Source organism: Comamonas badia DSM 17552, from assembly GCF_000484635.1.
In the GTDB taxonomy this organism is placed as follows: domain Bacteria; phylum Pseudomonadota; class Gammaproteobacteria; order Burkholderiales; family Burkholderiaceae_C; genus Comamonas_C; species Comamonas_C badia.
This window is the reverse complement of record NZ_AXVM01000002.1, coordinates 200,727-215,814: the sequence shown is the minus strand read 5'-3', so window position 1 is coordinate 215,814 and position 15,088 is coordinate 200,727. Positions and strand designations below refer to the sequence as shown.

Below are 15,088 nucleotides of genomic sequence, written 5' to 3'. Positions count from 1 at the left end.
TCAAGCCGCGGGGCTGAAAAAATCCACGCGGTCGGTGATGATGCCGTCGGTGCCAAGCGTCCTCAGGCGGTCGGCCTCGGCAGCTTCGTTGACGGTGTAGCTCAGGGTGCGCAGACCGGCGGCCTTGGCCGCGCCCATGGTTTCGGAAGTCCAGAGCGCATGCTCGGCCACCAGCGCAATGCAGCCGAGGGCCTGCGCCTGGGTCAGCCAGTCGGCTGGCAGGGTATCCAGCAGCAGGGCGCGCGGCAGCGCCGGGGCGGCCATGCGGGCGGCCTGCAGCGCCGTGGTGGAAAACGAGCTCAGCAGCGGTGCGACGCCTTGCCCCTGCCACAGCCGCGCCACGGCCTGCGCGACGGCCTGGCCGGTGTCGGCATCCGTATCGGGGCTGGGTTTGATCTCCAGGTTCAGCAGCAGATGGTTGGCCAGGCACCAGTGCGCCAGGCGCTCCAGCGTGAGCAGCGGCTCGCCCGCGTACTGGCGCGAATGCCAGGCGCCGGCATCGAGCCGCGAGAGCGCGGCCCAGGGCTGTTGGCCCGCAATCCCCTGGCCGTTGCTGGTGCGCTCCAGCCTATCGTCGTGCAGCAGAAACAGCACGCCATCGCGGCTGAGCTTGGCGTCGCATTCGAACATGCGCCAGCCGTGGCTTGCGCCCAGCCTGAATGCTGCCAGGGTGTTTTCCGGTGCCAGCTTGCCGGCGCCGCGGTGGGCGATCCAGAAGGGATAGGGCCAGGCGGGGAGGGCAGGAATGGTCATGAAGAGCATTCTGGCACCGGGTGGCTAGAAGCGGGGCGATGGGCAGCAGGTGCACAATTCACCCTGTCTGCCCCAGGGTTTTGTGCAGTGCACAATCATCGGGGTTATCCCCCATAGGGCTTGCAGTTTCGCAGGCTTTCATTTTTCCGAGACCCGCACCATGCCCAAAACGTCCCTCGACAAGAACAAGATCAAGTTTCTGCTGCTGGAAGGCATCCACCAATGCGCCGTCGATGCATTGCATGCCGCCGGCTACACCAACGTGGAGCTGCTGCCGCGCGCGCTGGAGGGGCAGGAGCTGCTGAGCAAGATCGCCGACGTGCATTTCATCGGCATCCGCTCGCGCACCCAGCTCACCGCCGAGGTGCTGGCGCATGCCAACAAGCTGGTCTCCATCGGATGTTTCTGCATCGGCACCAACCAGGTGGACCTGAACGCGGCGCGCGAGAAGGGCATCGCGGTGTTCAACGCGCCGTATTCCAACACCCGCTCGGTCGCTGAGCTGGTGCTGGCCGAGGCGATCTTGCTGCTGCGCGGCATTCCGGCGCGCAATGCGGCGGCGCACCGCGGCGGCTGGCTCAAGACGGCGGAAAACTCGCACGAGGCGCGCGGCAAGACGCTGGGCATCGTCGGCTATGGCGCGATCGGCTCGCAGCTGTCGGTGCTGGCGGAAAGCCTGGGCATGCAGGTGATTTTTCATGATGTGATCGCCAAGCTGCCGCTGGGCAACGCGCGCCAGGTGGAATCGCTCAAGGCGCTGCTCGCGCAATCCGACATCGTCACGCTGCATGTGCCGCAGCTGCCCAGCACGCAGTGGATGATGGGCGAGGCCGAAATTGCCGCGATGAAGGAGCACAGCATCCTGATCAACGCCTCGCGCGGCACGGTGGTGCGCATCGAGCCGCTGGCAGACGCCATCCGGGCCGGGCGCATCATCGGCGCGGCGATCGACGTGTTTCCGGCGGAGCCCAAGAGCACCAAGGACGAGTTCGTCTCGCCGCTGCGGGGCCTCGACAACGTCATCCTCACGCCGCACATCGGCGGCTCGACGCTGGAGGCGCAGGCCAACATCGGCCTGGAAGTGGCGCACAAGCTCATCACCTACAGCGACACCGGCACCTCCACCAGCTCGGTCAACTTGCCCGAAGTGGCGCTGCCCGCGCACCCCGGCAAGCACCGCGTGCTGCACATCCACCGCAATGTGCCGGGCGTGATGTCGGAGATCAACCGCATCCTCTCGGACGGCGAGGTCAACATCTCCGCCCAGTTCCTGCAGACGCGCGACAACGTCGGCTATGTGGTGGTCGATCTGGATGCGCGCTCGTCGGACATGGCGCTGGAGAAGCTCGCCAAGGTGCAAGGCACCATCCGCACCCGCGTGCTGTTCTGATTTGGTTGCGATGGCCTGCCCGCTCTGCGAGACGGAAGGCGGCCGGCTCGTTTGGCGCGGCGCCTGGCTGCGGGTGATCCAGGCCGATGAGCCCGCCTTTCCCGCGTTCTACCGTGTGGTGTGGAATGCGCACGCGGGCGAATTCACCGATCTCTCCGAAGCGGAACGGGCGCACTGCATGCAGGCGGTGGCGCGGGTCGAACAGGTGCTGCGCGAGCAGCTTCTACCCACCAAGGTCAACATCGCGGCGCTGGGCAACCAGGTGGCGCACCTGCACTGGCATGTGATCGCCCGCTTCGACTGGGACAGCCACTTTCCCGATGCCGTCTGGGCGCCGCCGCGGCGCGCGCAAGACACTGCGCGCATTGCGGCCTTGGCGCGGCAGCAGCCGCTGGTGCATGATGCCCTGCGTGCCCGGCTCTCGGACTGGGCTGGATCGCAATCAAATACATAGCTGCTGGCGCTTGCTGCGTAAGCGCAAAAGGCTTTTTTGCTACTTGAACTGATTTTGCATTCCCATGGCTGAACAGACCACCGCCGCGCCGGTTCCGACGGCAATCACCCTGCATGAAACCTCGCGCACGATGGAGGTCGCGTTTTCCAGCGGCGAGCGCTACCGCATCCCGTTCGAGCTGATGCGCGTGTATTCGCCCTCGGCGGAAGTCACCGGCCACGGCCCGGGGCAGGAGGTGCTGCAGACCGGCAAGCGCGAGGTGACGATCACCGAACTCGAACCCATGGGCAACTACGCCGTGCGCCCGACGTTCTCGGATGGCCACAACAGCGGCCTGTTCACCTGGAGCCTGCTCTACAGGCTGGGGCATGACCAGGATGAGCTCTGGAACGACTACCTCTCGCGACTGGAGGCGGCGGGCGCGAACCGCGATACCGCGATGAGAGGCAAGCCCGCGACGACGATCACCAAAAAGAAGGCCCATGCCGGTGCCGATGAAAACTGCGGCGATGGTAGCTGCGGCTGCAGTGGCTGAGGGTCCGCACGGCGGTTACAACTTGAATTCAACCAAATAGCGACAGATTTCCGAGGGATACCCGAGGGTGATGCCGCCTGGCGCGGGTGTCTCGCCTACGATTGCGCCATGACAGCGACGCATTTCGGATTTCAGACGGTGGATGAGCGCGACAAGGCGCGGCGCGTGCGCGGCGTTTTCGATTCCGTCGCGCCGCGCTACGACCTGATGAACGACCTGATGTCCGGTGGTCTGCACCGGGTCTGGAAGGCGTACACCGTCATGGTCGCCAATCTGCGCGAGGGTGACCGGGTGCTGGACATTGCGGGCGGCACGGGCGACCTGGCGCTGGCATTCTCGAAAAAAGTCGGCGCCAGCGGCGAAGTCGTGCATACCGACATCAACGAAGCCATGCTGCATACCGGGCGCGACAGGCTCATCAACAAGGGCGTCGTGCTGCCTACGGTGGTCTGCGATGCCGAGCACCTGCCGTTCCCCGACGGCCACTTCGATCTGGTGAGCGTCGCCTTTGGCCTGCGCAACATGACGCACAAGGACAAGGCCCTCGCCGAGATGGCGCGCGTGCTCAAAAGCCGTGGGCGCCTGCTGGTGCTGGAATTTTCCAAAGTGGCCGCGCCGCTCAAAAAAATCTACGATCTGTACTCCTTTCAGGTGCTGCCGCGTTTGGGAGAGTGGGTGGCAGGCGATGCAGACAGTTACCGCTATCTCGCCGAATCGATACGCATGCACCCAGGCCAGGAGGAACTAAAGACTCTGATGCAGCATCAGGGTTTCGGGCATGTGGATTTTCACAACATGACGGGTGGCGTCGTGGCCTTGCATGTCGGTGTGAAGTGCTGATGTTTTGTTTCAACCAACGTAACCAATGAGGAAGCGATGAAAAATCTGTGGTCTGTGGTTTTGGTGACGCTGCTGACGCTGGTGTACGCCGACGCAGAGGCAGCCCGATTGGGTGGCGGGCGCTCGGCCGGCCGGCAATCCGCCAATGTGACGCAACGCGATGCCGTCCGTGCCCCGGCACCAGCGCCCAGCGCGGCACCCAATGCGGCGAACAACGCCAGCGCCGCCAAGCAGGCCAGCGCAGCCAACGCCGCCGGCGCGGCAACGCGCAAGCCGTGGGCGGGGATGCTGGGCGGCCTGGCCGCAGGTCTGGGTCTGGCGTGGCTTGCCAGTTCGCTGGGCCTGGGTGCCGAGTTCGGCCAGTTTCTGCTGATCGCGCTGCTGGTGCTGGTGGGCTTCGCGGTGCTGCGCATGGTGATGCGGCCCAAGCCATCCCCGCAGGCGGCAGCCTCGCCCTTTGCCTTCCAGGGCGCGGGCGCGACGCCTGCGGCGCCGGTGAACGCGGCGCGCCAGTACAACCCGGCCAAGGTGGGCAATGACGCGTCCGCCCGCCCCTGGGAGGATTCGCGCGTGGATTTCGACAGCGTACCTGCGGCCGCGGGCGCAGGTGTGGCCATCGGATCCGCATTGGCCGGAGCCCAGGGCTGGGGCGTGCCGGCAGGGTTTGATATAGAAGGCTTCCTGCAGACGGCCAAGCGCAATTTCACCACGCTGCAATCGGCCTGGGACAGATCGGACGTGGACATGCTGCGCTCCATGATGACCGACGGCATGCTGGACCAGGTGCGCTCGCAGCTCAAGGAGCGCGAGCAGCAGCGCGGCGCGACTGCGCCCAACCAGACCGATGTGCTGATGCTCGAGGCGCAGCTGCTGGGCATTGAAGAGCTCGACGGCGAGTACATGGCCAGCGTGGAGTTCTCCGGCATGATCCGCGAGGAGGCCTCGGCCGGCCCCAGCCCCTTCCGCGAGGTCTGGAACATGACCAAGCCCAAGGACGGCAAGAGCGGCTGGCTGGTCGCGGGGCTGCAGGCGCTGCAATAAGCTGCATTCAGGGAATAATCGGGGACCATGAAAACACGGTCCCCTTTTTCTTTTCTGCAAGACCTCGCAAGCCGCCTGCCCGGCCCCCCGCAGGCCCCGCAATGGCTGGTGCAGGGCATGCAGCACCGCCTGGTGCTGTTGCTCAACCACGTGCTGATGCAGGAGCCGCAGGCCATGGAGCGCCTTGCGTGCCACAGCGGCCGCGTGGCGCGAGTGCAGTGGCGCCAGTTTGTCGTGGCGCTGCAGATGACGCCGGCGGGCTTGCTGGATGTGGCGCCAGCGCACGCGGATGCCGACCTGCGTGCCGAACTGCTCCAGGGCTCCCCTGCCGATCTGGCGCGCTCGGCGCTGGCAGGCGATCGGCCGCAGGTGCACGTTGAGGGGGATGTGCAATTGGCCAGCGACATTCACTGGCTCGCCGAGAACCTGCGCTGGGATATCGAGGAAGACCTGGCGCGCATCGTCGGCGATGCCCCGGCCCACTTCATCGGCATCGGCGTGCGCCGTGTGCTGGTGGCGCTGCACGGCTTTGCCGGCCGGCGCGGGGCGGCTGACCACCTTTATTCATGAGCCGATTTTTTCGCGGAATCGCCATCTGCTGGGTGGCGCTGCGCCACGGCCTCGATGGGCTGGTGCTGTCGGGTTTTTCGCGGCCCTGGGTTCGCGCGCTGACACGGCTGCTGACCCTGGGGCGGCGGCTGGATGCGCCGCGCGGCCAGCGCCTGCGCGAGGCTCTGGAAGAGCTGGGGCCGATCTTCGTCAAATTCGGTCAGGTGCTCTCCACGCGCCGCGACCTCATGCCGCCGGATATCGCCGACGAACTTGCGCTGCTGCAGGACCGCGTGCCGCCGTTTGACCCCGAGGTGGCGGTGGCCACGATAGAGCGGTCCTTCCGCAAGCCTCTGGAAGAGATTTTTGTCTCGTTCGATCGCACGCCGGTGGCCAGTGCGTCGATCGCCCAGGTGCACTTTGCCGTCATCCGCGACCGTGAAGGCCAGGAGCGGGAAGTGGCCGTCAAGGTGCTGCGGCCGGGCATGCTCGCGGCGATCGAGAAAGACCTCGCGCTGATGCACATGGTGGCGGGCTGGGTCAGCCGCCTCTCGGCCGATGGCAAACGCCTCAAGCCGCGCGAGGTGGTGGGCGAGTTCGACAATTATCTGCACGATGAGCTCGACCTGGTGCGCGAAGCGGCCAACGCGGCGCAGCTGCGGCGCAACATGGCGGGGCTTGATCTGGTGCTGATACCCGAAGTGTTCTGGGACTGGTGCCACAGCGATGTGATGGTGATGCAGCGCATGCAGGGCGTCCCAATCAGCCAGATCGATACCCTGCGCGACATCGGCGTGGATATTCCGAAACTGGCGCGCGATGGTGTCACCATCTTTTTCACCCAGGTGTTCCGCGACGGCTTTTTCCACGCCGACATGCACCCGGGCAACATCATGGTGAGCACGCAGCCGGAAACCTTCGGGCGCTACATCTCGCTCGATTTCGGCATCGTCGGCTCGCTCACCGAGGTGGACAAGGAATACCTGGCGCAGAACTTCACCGCCTTCTTTCGCCGCGACTACAAGCGCGTCGCCGAGCTGCATGTGGAAAGCGGCTGGGTGCCGGCGGATACGCGCGTGAACGAACTGGAGGGCGCGATCCGCACGGTCTGCGAGCCGTACTTCGACCGCCCGCTCAAGGAGATATCGCTGGGCATGGTGCTGCTGCGCCTGTTTCAGACCTCCCGGCGCTTTCATGTCGAGATTCAGCCGCAGCTCGTGCTGCTGCAGAAGACCCTGCTCAATATCGAAGGTCTGGGGCGCCAGCTCGACCCTGACCTGGATCTGTGGAGCACCGCAAAGCCGTTTCTGGAGCAGTGGATGCTGGAGCAGCTCGGCCCCAAGCGCCTGTGGAACGAACTGCAGGCCCAGGGGCCGCACTACGCCAAGATGCTGCCGGAATTGCCGCGCCTGCTGCACAGCTACCTGGGCCGGCCGCAGCAGACACAGTCCGAGCCCATCCGCCAGCTGCTGGCGGAGCAGAAGCGCACCAACCGGCTCCTGCAGGGCCTGCTGTATTCGGGTCTGGGCTTTGTGCTCGGCCTCATCGTGGTGCAGCTCGTGATCCGCATCCGGGTGTTGTAAATACAGCGCGAAGCGTGCGGTGAAAGCGTTTCTCGGCGGCTTGCCCGGATAATCCGCGTCGCCGTTTTCAGCCCTCGTTTGCCGGAGAGCCGCCCATGCTGGTGACCTTCATCGTCCTGTATCTGCTGGCCTCGATCGCCATCGGCCTGCTGGCTGCGCGGCGTGTCAAGAACACCGCCGACTACGCCGTCGCCGGGCGCAGCCTGCCGCTGGCGGTGGTGATCGCCACCACCTTCGCCACCTGGTTCGGCTCCGAGACGGTGCTGGGGGCGCCGGCGCAGTTCGTCAAGGAGGGGCTGCACGGCACGGTGGAAGATCCGTTCGGCGCCGGCCTGTGCCTGGTGCTGGTGGGCCTGTTCTTCGCGCGCAAGCTGTATGCGATGAACATCATCACCATCGGCGATTACTACCGCCGCCGCTTCGGGCGCGTGGTGGAGGTGCTGTGCTCCACCATCATCATCCTGAGCGACCTGGGCTGGGTGGGCGCGCAGATCACCGCGCTGGGCCTAGTGTTCAACATCCTGAGCCAGGGCGCGATAGCGCTCTCCTGGGGCATGGTGATCGGCACGGCGGTGGTGCTCCTCTATACGCTGTACGGCGGCATGTGGTCGGTGGCGCTCACGGATTTCGTGCAGATGATCGTCATCGTCGCCGGGCTCCTGGCGATTGCCTGGTACGCCGCCGACATCGCCGGCGGTGCCGAGCGGGTCGTGACCTATGCGGCCAGCGAAGGCAAGCTGCGCTTCCTGCCCACGGGCGGCGCCAAGGAGTGGACCTTCTTCCTTGCCGCCGCGATCACCATGATGCTGGGGTCGATTCCCCAGCAGGACGTGTTCCAGCGCGTCATGTCCTCCAACAGTTCGAACACGGCCCAGAATGGCCCCATCGTGGGCGGCCTGCTCTACATCGCCTTCGCCTTCGTGCCCATGTTCGTGGTGATGGCGGCGCTGCTGGTGCTGCCGGGCACGGCGGCACTGCTGGAGGACGACCCGCAGAAGGTGCTGCCCACGCTGGTGCTCACGCACATGCCGGTGGGGCTGCAGGTGGCGTTCTTCGGCGCGCTGCTTTCGGCCATCATGTCCACCGCATCGGCCACGCTGCTGGCGCCTTCGACCACCTTTGTCGAAAACATCCTGCGCAACCTCAAGCCCGGCATGAGCGACCAGCAGACACTCAAGGCCATGCGCGTGAGCGTGGTGGTGTTCACCTTCTGCGTGCTGGTGTACTCCATCACCATGGAAGGTTCCTCCATCTATGAGCTGGTCTCGGGCGCCTATCAGGTGCCGCTGGTGGGTGCGTTCGTGCCGCTGCTGATGGGCGTCTACTGGAAGCGCGCAACGACGCAAGGCGCACTGCTGGCCGTGGCGATGGGCATGGGCGTGTGGCTCTGGTTCGTGGCCAGCCCGGTGCTCCACGAGGCGTTTCCGCAGCAGCTTGCCGGCCTGATGGCATCGTTTGCCGGCATGCTGGGCGGCTCGCTGCTGCCGCAGTTCATCGCCGACCAGAAGGGGCGCACGCACCATTACGAAACCGCGGCGGCCTGAACCGCCGTGCCGCGGCGCAGCCGCTTGAGCGGCTACCTATAATCGTGGGCTTTGCAAGAAATCCGCGCTGCCCAAAATGCCCATTTATGCCTACCGCTGCAGTCACTGCGGCCATGCCCAGGACGTGCTGCAGAAAATGTCCGATGCACCACTCACGCACTGCCCGGCATGCGGGCAGGAATCCTACGTCAAGCAGCTGACGGCAGCGGGTTTCCAGCTCAAGGGCTCGGGCTGGTACGAGACGGATTTCAGCGGGCGCAAGAGCAGCGCCCCGGCCACCGAAAGCACGCCGGCCGGCACGCCAGCCGCCGCTCCGGCCGAAGCAGCCAAGGCGCCAGATACTACGAAAACAGAAGCGCCTGCCGCAGCACCAGCAAGCGCAAAAGCCACTTCCGAGGCTTGAATGGCTGCCTTGCGCAAGTGGCTGTTCGCCGGCCTGCTGGTGATTGTTCCGCTGATCATCACCGCCTGGGTATTGTCCTGGGTGGTGGGGCTGCTCGATCAAACCCTGGAAATCCTGCCGGCCGATTGGCAGCCGGACAAGCTGCTGGGTTTTCACGTCCCGGGCTTCGGCGTGGTGCTCACGCTGCTCATCCTCTTGATCGTCGGCGCGATCGCGAGCAACTTCTTCGGGCGCAAGCTCGTCGCCATGGGCGATGCGCTGGTGAGCCGCATTCCGGTGGTGCGCTCCATCTATTCCAGCGTCAAGCAGGTGTCGGACACGCTGTTTTCCGAAAGCGGCAACGCCTTTCGCACCGCCGTGCTGGTGCAGTGGCCGCGCGACGGCATGTGGACGGTGGCCTTCGTCACCGGCAGCCCCAGCGGCGAGGTGGCCGGCTACCTGCGCGATGAATTCGTCAGCGTCTACGTGCCGACCACGCCCAACCCGACCAGCGGCTATTTCGTGCTCATGCGCAAGAGCGACTGCATTGAGCTGGAAATGAGCATCGACGAAGCGCTCAAGTACATTGTCTCGATGGGGGTCGTCGCGCCCCACGATCCGGTGCAGGCCGACAGCCAGCTGCACCCTTGAACCGAAGTGGCGCCCTGCGAGGGCGCAGGAAGAACCAGCCATGTCCATGCGTACCAGTTACTGCGGTCTCGTGACCGAAGCCCTGATGGGCCAAACCGTCACCCTGTGCGGCTGGGTGAACCGCCGCCGCGACCATGGCGGCGTGATCTTCATCGACCTGCGCGACCGCGAAGGCTATGTGCAGGTGGTCTGCGACCCCGACCGCCCCGAGATGTTCAAGGTGGCCGAAGGCATACGCAACGAATTTTGCCTGCAGGTCAAGGGCCTGGTGCGCGCGCGCCCCGAGGGCACGACGAATGACAAGCTCACCAGTGGCCAGATCGAAATCCTGTGCCACGAACTGGTGGTGCTCAACCCTTCGGTCACGCCGCCATTCCAGATGGACGACGACAACCTGTCGGAGACCACGCGCCTCACGCACCGCGTGATGGACCTGCGCCGCCCGGTGATGCAGCGCAACATGATGCTGCGCTACCGCACCGCGCTGCAGGTGCGCAACTTCCTGGACAGGGAAGGTTTCATCGACATCGAAACCCCCATGCTCGGCAAGAGCACGCCCGAAGGCGCGCGCGATTACCTGGTGCCCAGCCGCGTGCATGACGGCCAGTTCTTCGCGCTGCCGCAGTCGCCGCAGCTCTACAAGCAGATGCTGATGGTGGCCGGCTACGACCGCTACTACCAGATCACCAAGTGCTTCCGCGACGAAGACCTGCGCGCCGACCGCCAGCCCGAGTTCACGCAGATCGACTGCGAGACTTCGTTCCTGGGCGAGGAGGAAATCCGCGCCATCTTCCAGCGCCTGATCACGGAAGTGTTCCAGCAGCAGCTGAAGGTGGACCTGGGTGACTTCCCGGTGATGCCCTATGCGGAGGCGATGGCGCGCTTTGGTTCGGACAAGCCCGACCTGCGCGTGAAGCTGGAATTCACCGAACTCACCGACGTCATGAAGGACGTGGACTTCAAGGTGTTTTCCACGCCCGCGACCACGCCGGGCGGCCGTGTGGTGGCGCTGCGCGTGCCCGGCGGCGCTGCCATCTCGCGCGGCGAGATCGACGGCTACACCGACTTCGTCAAGATCTACGGCGCCAAGGGCCTGGCGTGGATCAAGGTCAACGAAGTGGCCAAGGGACGCGAGGGCCTGCAGTCGCCCATCGTCAAGAACATCCACGATGCGGCGATTGCGGAAATCCTCCAGCGCACCGGCGCGCAGGATGGTGACCTGATCTTCTTCGGCGCCGACAAGGCCAAGATCGTGAACGACAGCATTGGTGCGCTGCGCCTGAAGGTGGGTCTGAGCGAATTCGGCAAGACGCACGGTTTGTTCGACAACCGCTGGGCACCGCTGTGGGTGGTGGATTTCCCGATGTTCGAGCGCGACGAGGAGGAAAACCGCTGGGTGGCGGTGCACCACCCCTTCACCTCGCCCAAGGACGGGCACGAAGACCTGATGGACACCGACCCCGGCGCCTGCGTCGCCAAGGCCTACGACATGGTGCTCAACGGCTGGGAGCTGGGCGGCGGCTCGGTGCGCATCCACCGCGCCGACGTGCAGGCCAAGGTGTTTGCCGCGCTCAATATCGGCCCGGAAGACCAGCGTGCCAAGTTCGGCTATCTGCTCGACGCCCTGCAGTACGGCGCGCCGCCGCACGGCGGCCTGGCCTTCGGCCTGGATCGCCTGATCACGCTCATGACGGGCGCTGAATCCATCCGCGACGTGATCGCCTTCCCCAAGACCCAGCGTGCGCAGGATCTGCTGACGCAGGCGCCGTCGCCGGTGGACGAGAAGCAGTTGCGTGAATTGCATATCCGGTTGCGCAACCCTGACGCTTTGAAAACGGGCTGATCCGCCGGCCGGATGATTTCCCTCACCAACAGGGGCGCCTCGTGCGCCCTTGTTTATTTGTAATGGCTAAAATGGCTATCCGAATCGCTGTCCGGGAGCCGCCATGCAAGTCACCGCCACCGAAGCCAAGAACCGCTTTGGCTATTACCTCGGCCAGGCCGAGCGCGAGCCCGTGCATGTGCTCAAGAACGATCGCGTGGCGGGCGTCATCGTGTCGGCCGCGCGCTATGCCGAGCTGGCCGCGCTGGAGCAGAAGAAGACCCTGGCGCAGCGCAAGCGCGAGTTCAACGAAACGTACAAGGACTGGATTGCCGAGCAGAACGCGCACCACGAGGCGCATGGCCTGTGGTGCGAAGGGCTGGTGGCCTGGCAGGAGCCGACCTGAATGGCGCAGTTCGATGTCTATGCCAACCCGCAGCCGGATTCGCGCCGCTTCGTGCCCTACGTGCTGGATGTGCAGAGCGCGCTGATCGACCAGCTCGGCACCCGGCTGGTGATGCCGCTGTCGCGTGTGGGGTTGCGGCAGGCGCGGCTGCCGCTCAATCTGTGCCCTCTCCTGGAAGTGGCGGGCGAGCCGCTGGTGCTCATGCCGCATCTGGCAGCGCCCTTGTCCTTGCGGCTCCTGAAAAAGCCAGCCGGATCGCTGGCCCATCGTTCGGCGGAGATCATGGGGGCCATGGACACCGTGCTCAGCGGGTTCTGAGCCTCAACGGGTATTGGCCTCGTCGCGGTCGAAGCGGTAGCCGGACAGATCAGCCTGATGGCGTGCGTGGGAGGTGGCGGCGTCCTGTTTTACCGCCTGTTGGGCGGCGGAAGGGGCGTTGCGCAAGGCAAGGAACTTGGCGAAATGCAGCACCTCGCCGTGGGCTACCAACCCCACGTCAGACTGCGCGCCATCCACCCCTGCGTTCCACCGGCGAGCCGTACCAGCACCCAGCCCTTGCGGGTTTCCAGCGTGCGCAGGATTTCGCCTTGCTGCAAGGTGGTCAGGATGCGGTGGCTGGTGCCGGGCCCTGCCCGCAGGCGCGCCTTGGGTGCGGTCACGATGCGGTGTGGCGTGGTGCTTGCCAGCGGCGCGAAGAGCCAGCCCAGCGTGGCCTCGTAGTCGGCCACCTGCAGCCATTGCCCTTTCTTTTGCAGCACGCGCAGCGGGTAGCCGCGATCAAGCTGCCATTGCACGGCAGCCCGGGTGGTGGGCTGCGCGCGCACGTTCACGGTGGCGCCTTTGACGCTCACATAGCTTGCGGCATGGGCCTGCAAGGGCAGCAGGCACACCGTGGCGACCAGCGCGAGCAGCCACGAACGGCACAGGTGGGAGAACAATTGAAACACTGGGATGGATTCCTTCAACTGGGGATGGCGGCAATGCACGGAACCGGGTCAGAACGCGTGAGACAGACCAACGCCGAAGGCGGTCGCTGAACGTGCGCCGGAGGGCTTCTGGTGGCCCAGGCTCACGTATGCGGTGCTGCGCTTGGACAGGGCGTAGTCTGCGCCCAGCGAAGCGAAATGGTTGGTGACGCCACCCGTGCGCTGGCGGCCGTAGCCTGCCTTGAGGGTGGTGGCGCCCGTCGCGTAAGTGGCGCCCAGCGTCAGGGCGCGTGCGCTGGCGCCGCCACCGCCGGTACGGGAATAGTCCAAGGCCGCCATCACGGCAAAGGCGCCGGCCGCGTATTTGCCGCCGAGGAAGGTGGCCTTGTCGCCGCTGCCGTTGCGCTCATGCGCCAGCATGGCGGCGATGGGACCGCCGTGGTAGCGCATGGCTGCCGAATACCCGCGCCCCTGGCTGCCCGGCGCCGCGGTGCGGTCAGGGCTTGCGCTCAGGTGCAGCGTCACGCCGGAAAACGCGGGCGAATCATAGAAAAACCCGTTGTTCATGCGGCCGTATTCGGCGCTGCCGTTGTTGCTCACGCGGTCCGTCGGCGCCAGAGCGTGCCAGTAGTACCAGGCGGGCGAGGCGATGCGGTTGAAGTTGGCCCAGGGGTCGAACTCCCAGTCGTAGGCCCACAGGGCGGTCAGGGCGCGGCCCATGCGCAGGCTGCCCCAGCTGCCGCTCAGGCCCAGGGTGGCTTCGTCGTGCCAGAACGGCTTGGCGCCGTCGCCCTCGATGGCGCCGGTGCCCATTTCAAAGCGCGAACTGAAGCGGAAACCGGCCTTCAGGCCGCCGCCCAGGTCTTCGCTGCCCGACAGGGCGACGTTGCTGCGCTGGATGGTGCCGACATGCGTGGCGCGGTCAAAGCCGTGGTAGACGCCGACGTCCAGAAAGCCGCTGAGCCGGACCTGTGACTGGGCCGATGCCGCACCGGGCAGGCCGAGCAGGAGCGCCGCCGCGCAGAGCGGGAGCGTGCGGAGGATGTTGGTATGCGTGTGCATGGATGGGACTCCTTTTTTTCAGGGAAAACGGTGCCGTGGGCGGGCTATTGCGCGGCGGCGCGCGCCTGCGCCAGCCAGCCGTCCACCGTTTTCTGGTTGGCCTTGATCCACTGTTCTGCGTGGCGCTGGATGTCCGCGGGCTTGGCTTCGCCCTGGCTCATCAGGTAGTTCTCGGCGTTGATGTCGGCCAGCGGGATTTGCATGATGGCAAACAGCCTGGCCGCCGCCGGATTGGCTTCGCACCATGCCTTGTTGGCGACGATTTGCTGGTTGTTGACGGTGAAGCCGTAGTTCTTGCCGTTGGGCAGCCTGGTGTCGGTGCCCTTGCCCTCGCCCGGCAGGGAGGAAAACGGCACCTCCAGCCACACCACGTCCTTGCCGGGCTTCATGACGTTGCTGACCCAGTACGGCGTCCAGGTGTAGTAGAAGACGGGCTTGCCTGCGTTGTGGCGCGCCACGGTGTCCGCGATCAGCGCCGAGTAGTTGCCCTGCTGGTGCGTCACCGTCTTGCGCAGGTCGAAGGCGGTGAGCTGGTGTTCGATCACACCCTCGCAGCCCCAGCCCGGGTTGCAGCCGGTCAGGTCCGCCTTGCCGTCGCCATCGCTGTCGAACAGCTGGGCTAGCTTGGGGTCCTTGAGCTGACCGATGTTGGTGATTTTGTATTCGTCGGCGGTCTTCTTGTCGATCAGATAGCCCTGCGCGGCATTGGGCGAGAAGATGCCCTCGCGAAACAGCTTGGCGTCGCCGCCGGCGTTCTTGTAGTAATCGGCGTGCAGCGGGTTCCAGTGGGTGGCGATGAAGGTGGCGTCGCCGTTGGCGATCGACATGTAGGCGGTGGGGTAGTCCACCTCCTTGTAGGGCAGCACTTCGTAGCCCAGTGCTTCGAGCGCCTTGAACACCACGATGTGCTGGAACAGCTCTTCGGCCACCGAGCTTTTGACCGGCTGCACCTGGATGCCCTTGCCGGGCTGATCCGCGGCGAAGCTGGCGCCGCCGCCCAGGGCCATGCCCAGCGCCAAGGCGCCGGCCAGCAGGCTGGGGCGCAGCGGCTGAAGAAAAAATGACGGGGATGGGTTTCTCTGCAAAAGCAGGTGCATGCGGGGTGCTTCCTTTCATGCCGAACGGGTCGGCGAGGTCGACGGCGGGCGCG

18 protein-coding genes are annotated in these 15,088 nt (G+C 65.6%); 13 read left to right on the top strand and 5 right to left on the bottom strand.

What is annotated here, in order from left to right; all coding sequences use genetic code 11:
* Entirely contained in the window at positions 1 to 753 is a 753-nt protein-coding gene (gene ugpQ / locus K320_RS0105090; RefSeq protein ID WP_024537771.1) for a glycerophosphodiester phosphodiesterase, read from the bottom strand.
* A gap of 160 nt (positions 754 to 913) precedes the next feature.
* Between ugpQ and serA the strand changes: the two genes are divergently transcribed.
* The 13 genes from serA (at position 914) to K320_RS0105025 (ending at position 12,268) form a co-directional block, all read left to right on the top strand.
* Positions 914 to 2,143 (top strand): phosphoglycerate dehydrogenase, encoded by a 1,230-nt coding sequence (serA, locus tag K320_RS0105085; RefSeq protein WP_024537770.1) that lies wholly within the window; start codon positions 914 to 916, stop codon positions 2,141 to 2,143.
* Positions 2,144 to 2,153: 10 nt separating this feature from the next.
* Positions 2,154 to 2,597, top strand: a complete 444-nt coding sequence (locus K320_RS0105080) for an HIT family protein (protein ID WP_029695825.1) — start codon at positions 2,154 to 2,156, stop codon at positions 2,595 to 2,597.
* A 64-nt stretch (positions 2,598 to 2,661) separates the two neighbouring features.
* Positions 2,662 to 3,132, top strand: coding sequence for a gamma-butyrobetaine hydroxylase-like domain-containing protein (locus tag K320_RS0105075; RefSeq protein ID WP_024537768.1), 471 nt, complete (start codon positions 2,662 to 2,664; stop codon positions 3,130 to 3,132).
* A gap of 108 nt (positions 3,133 to 3,240) precedes the next feature.
* Entirely contained in the window at positions 3,241 to 3,972 is a 732-nt protein-coding gene (gene ubiE / locus K320_RS0105070; protein ID WP_024537767.1) for a bifunctional demethylmenaquinone methyltransferase/2-methoxy-6-polyprenyl-1,4-benzoquinol methylase UbiE, read from the top strand.
* A 36-nt stretch (positions 3,973 to 4,008) separates the two neighbouring features.
* Positions 4,009 to 5,013: a Tim44 domain-containing protein gene (locus K320_RS0105065; protein ID WP_024537766.1), complete on the top strand. Its 1,005-nt coding sequence runs from the start codon at positions 4,009 to 4,011 to the stop codon at positions 5,011 to 5,013.
* 27 nt (positions 5,014 to 5,040) lie between these two features.
* Positions 5,041 to 5,583: a hypothetical protein gene (locus tag K320_RS0105060; RefSeq protein WP_024537765.1), complete on the top strand. Its 543-nt coding sequence runs from the start codon at positions 5,041 to 5,043 to the stop codon at positions 5,581 to 5,583.
* Positions 5,580 to 7,145, top strand: a complete 1,566-nt coding sequence (gene ubiB, locus K320_RS0105055) for a ubiquinone biosynthesis regulatory protein kinase UbiB (RefSeq protein WP_024537764.1) — start codon at positions 5,580 to 5,582, stop codon at positions 7,143 to 7,145. The genes K320_RS0105060 and ubiB overlap by 4 nt, the downstream gene beginning before the upstream one ends.
* A gap of 95 nt (positions 7,146 to 7,240) precedes the next feature.
* Positions 7,241 to 8,689: a sodium:solute symporter family protein gene (locus tag K320_RS0105050; RefSeq protein ID WP_024537763.1), complete on the top strand. Its 1,449-nt coding sequence runs from the start codon at positions 7,241 to 7,243 to the stop codon at positions 8,687 to 8,689.
* Positions 8,690 to 8,765: 76 nt separating this feature from the next.
* Positions 8,766 to 9,092: an FmdB family zinc ribbon protein gene (locus K320_RS0105045; protein WP_024537762.1), complete on the top strand. Its 327-nt coding sequence runs from the start codon at positions 8,766 to 8,768 to the stop codon at positions 9,090 to 9,092.
* Positions 9,093 to 9,722 carry a DUF502 domain-containing protein gene (locus K320_RS0105040; protein WP_024537761.1) on the top strand — a complete coding sequence of 210 codons (630 nt, stop codon included), beginning with the start codon at positions 9,093 to 9,095 and terminating at the stop codon, positions 9,720 to 9,722.
* A 40-nt stretch (positions 9,723 to 9,762) separates the two neighbouring features.
* Positions 9,763 to 11,565, top strand: coding sequence for an aspartate--tRNA ligase (gene aspS / locus K320_RS0105035; protein WP_024537760.1), 1,803 nt, complete (start codon positions 9,763 to 9,765; stop codon positions 11,563 to 11,565).
* A 103-nt stretch (positions 11,566 to 11,668) separates the two neighbouring features.
* The gene (locus K320_RS0105030) at positions 11,669 to 11,950 is read left to right on the top strand and encodes a type II toxin-antitoxin system Phd/YefM family antitoxin (RefSeq protein ID WP_024537759.1); all 282 of its coding nucleotides are present in this window, start codon (positions 11,669 to 11,671) and stop codon (positions 11,948 to 11,950) included.
* Complete coding sequence (locus K320_RS0105025) at positions 11,951 to 12,268, top strand: CcdB family protein (RefSeq protein ID WP_024537758.1); 318 nt, start codon at positions 11,951 to 11,953, stop codon at positions 12,266 to 12,268.
* 3 nt (positions 12,269 to 12,271) lie between these two features.
* Here K320_RS0105025 and K320_RS18955 read toward each other — a convergent pair whose 3' ends face one another.
* Genes K320_RS18955 through proX form a run of 4 tightly spaced genes read right to left on the bottom strand, consistent with a single transcriptional unit; the run spans position 12,272 to position 15,035 of the window.
* Positions 12,272 to 12,445 carry a hypothetical protein gene (locus K320_RS18955; protein ID WP_156913828.1) on the bottom strand — a complete coding sequence of 58 codons (174 nt, stop codon included), beginning with the start codon at positions 12,443 to 12,445 and terminating at the stop codon, positions 12,272 to 12,274.
* Positions 12,433 to 12,897: an SH3 domain-containing protein gene (locus K320_RS0105015; protein WP_245593822.1), complete on the bottom strand. Its 465-nt coding sequence runs from the start codon at positions 12,895 to 12,897 to the stop codon at positions 12,433 to 12,435. Before K320_RS0105015 ends, K320_RS18955 begins: the two co-directional genes overlap by 13 nt.
* A 48-nt stretch (positions 12,898 to 12,945) precedes the next feature.
* Positions 12,946 to 13,938: a porin gene (locus K320_RS0105010; protein ID WP_029695822.1), complete on the bottom strand. Its 993-nt coding sequence runs from the start codon at positions 13,936 to 13,938 to the stop codon at positions 12,946 to 12,948.
* A gap of 44 nt (positions 13,939 to 13,982) precedes the next feature.
* Complete coding sequence (gene proX / locus K320_RS0105005) at positions 13,983 to 15,035, bottom strand: glycine betaine/L-proline ABC transporter substrate-binding protein ProX (RefSeq protein ID WP_024537755.1); 1,053 nt, start codon at positions 15,033 to 15,035, stop codon at positions 13,983 to 13,985.
* Positions 15,036 to 15,088: the final 53 nt, after the last annotated feature.

Excerpts from the sequence above, each read along its gene's own strand:
- ugpQ (WP_024537771.1), bottom strand. The coding sequence starts at position 753 with ATGACCATTCCTGCCCTCCCCGCCTGGCCCTATCCCTTCTGGATCGCC.
- serA (WP_024537770.1), top strand. The coding sequence starts at position 914 with ATGCCCAAAACGTCCCTCGACAAGAACAAGATCAAGTTTCTGCTGCTG.
- K320_RS0105080 (WP_029695825.1), top strand. The coding sequence starts at position 2,154 with ATGGCCTGCCCGCTCTGCGAGACGGAAGGCGGCCGGCTCGTTTGGCGC.
- K320_RS0105075 (WP_024537768.1), top strand. The coding sequence starts at position 2,662 with ATGGCTGAACAGACCACCGCCGCGCCGGTTCCGACGGCAATCACCCTG.
- ubiE (WP_024537767.1), top strand. The coding sequence starts at position 3,241 with ATGACAGCGACGCATTTCGGATTTCAGACGGTGGATGAGCGCGACAAG.
- K320_RS0105065 (WP_024537766.1), top strand. The coding sequence starts at position 4,009 with ATGAAAAATCTGTGGTCTGTGGTTTTGGTGACGCTGCTGACGCTGGTG.
- K320_RS0105060 (WP_024537765.1), top strand. The coding sequence starts at position 5,041 with ATGAAAACACGGTCCCCTTTTTCTTTTCTGCAAGACCTCGCAAGCCGC.
- ubiB (WP_024537764.1), top strand. The coding sequence starts at position 5,580 with ATGAGCCGATTTTTTCGCGGAATCGCCATCTGCTGGGTGGCGCTGCGC.
- K320_RS0105050 (WP_024537763.1), top strand. The coding sequence starts at position 7,241 with ATGCTGGTGACCTTCATCGTCCTGTATCTGCTGGCCTCGATCGCCATC.
- K320_RS0105045 (WP_024537762.1), top strand. The coding sequence starts at position 8,766 with ATGCCCATTTATGCCTACCGCTGCAGTCACTGCGGCCATGCCCAGGAC.
- K320_RS0105040 (WP_024537761.1), top strand. The coding sequence starts at position 9,093 with ATGGCTGCCTTGCGCAAGTGGCTGTTCGCCGGCCTGCTGGTGATTGTT.
- aspS (WP_024537760.1), top strand. The coding sequence starts at position 9,763 with ATGTCCATGCGTACCAGTTACTGCGGTCTCGTGACCGAAGCCCTGATG.
- K320_RS0105030 (WP_024537759.1), top strand. The coding sequence starts at position 11,669 with ATGCAAGTCACCGCCACCGAAGCCAAGAACCGCTTTGGCTATTACCTC.
- K320_RS0105025 (WP_024537758.1), top strand. The coding sequence starts at position 11,951 with ATGGCGCAGTTCGATGTCTATGCCAACCCGCAGCCGGATTCGCGCCGC.
- K320_RS0105010 (WP_029695822.1), bottom strand. The coding sequence starts at position 13,938 with ATGCACACGCATACCAACATCCTCCGCACGCTCCCGCTCTGCGCGGCG.
- proX (WP_024537755.1), bottom strand. The coding sequence starts at position 15,035 with ATGCACCTGCTTTTGCAGAGAAACCCATCCCCGTCATTTTTTCTTCAG.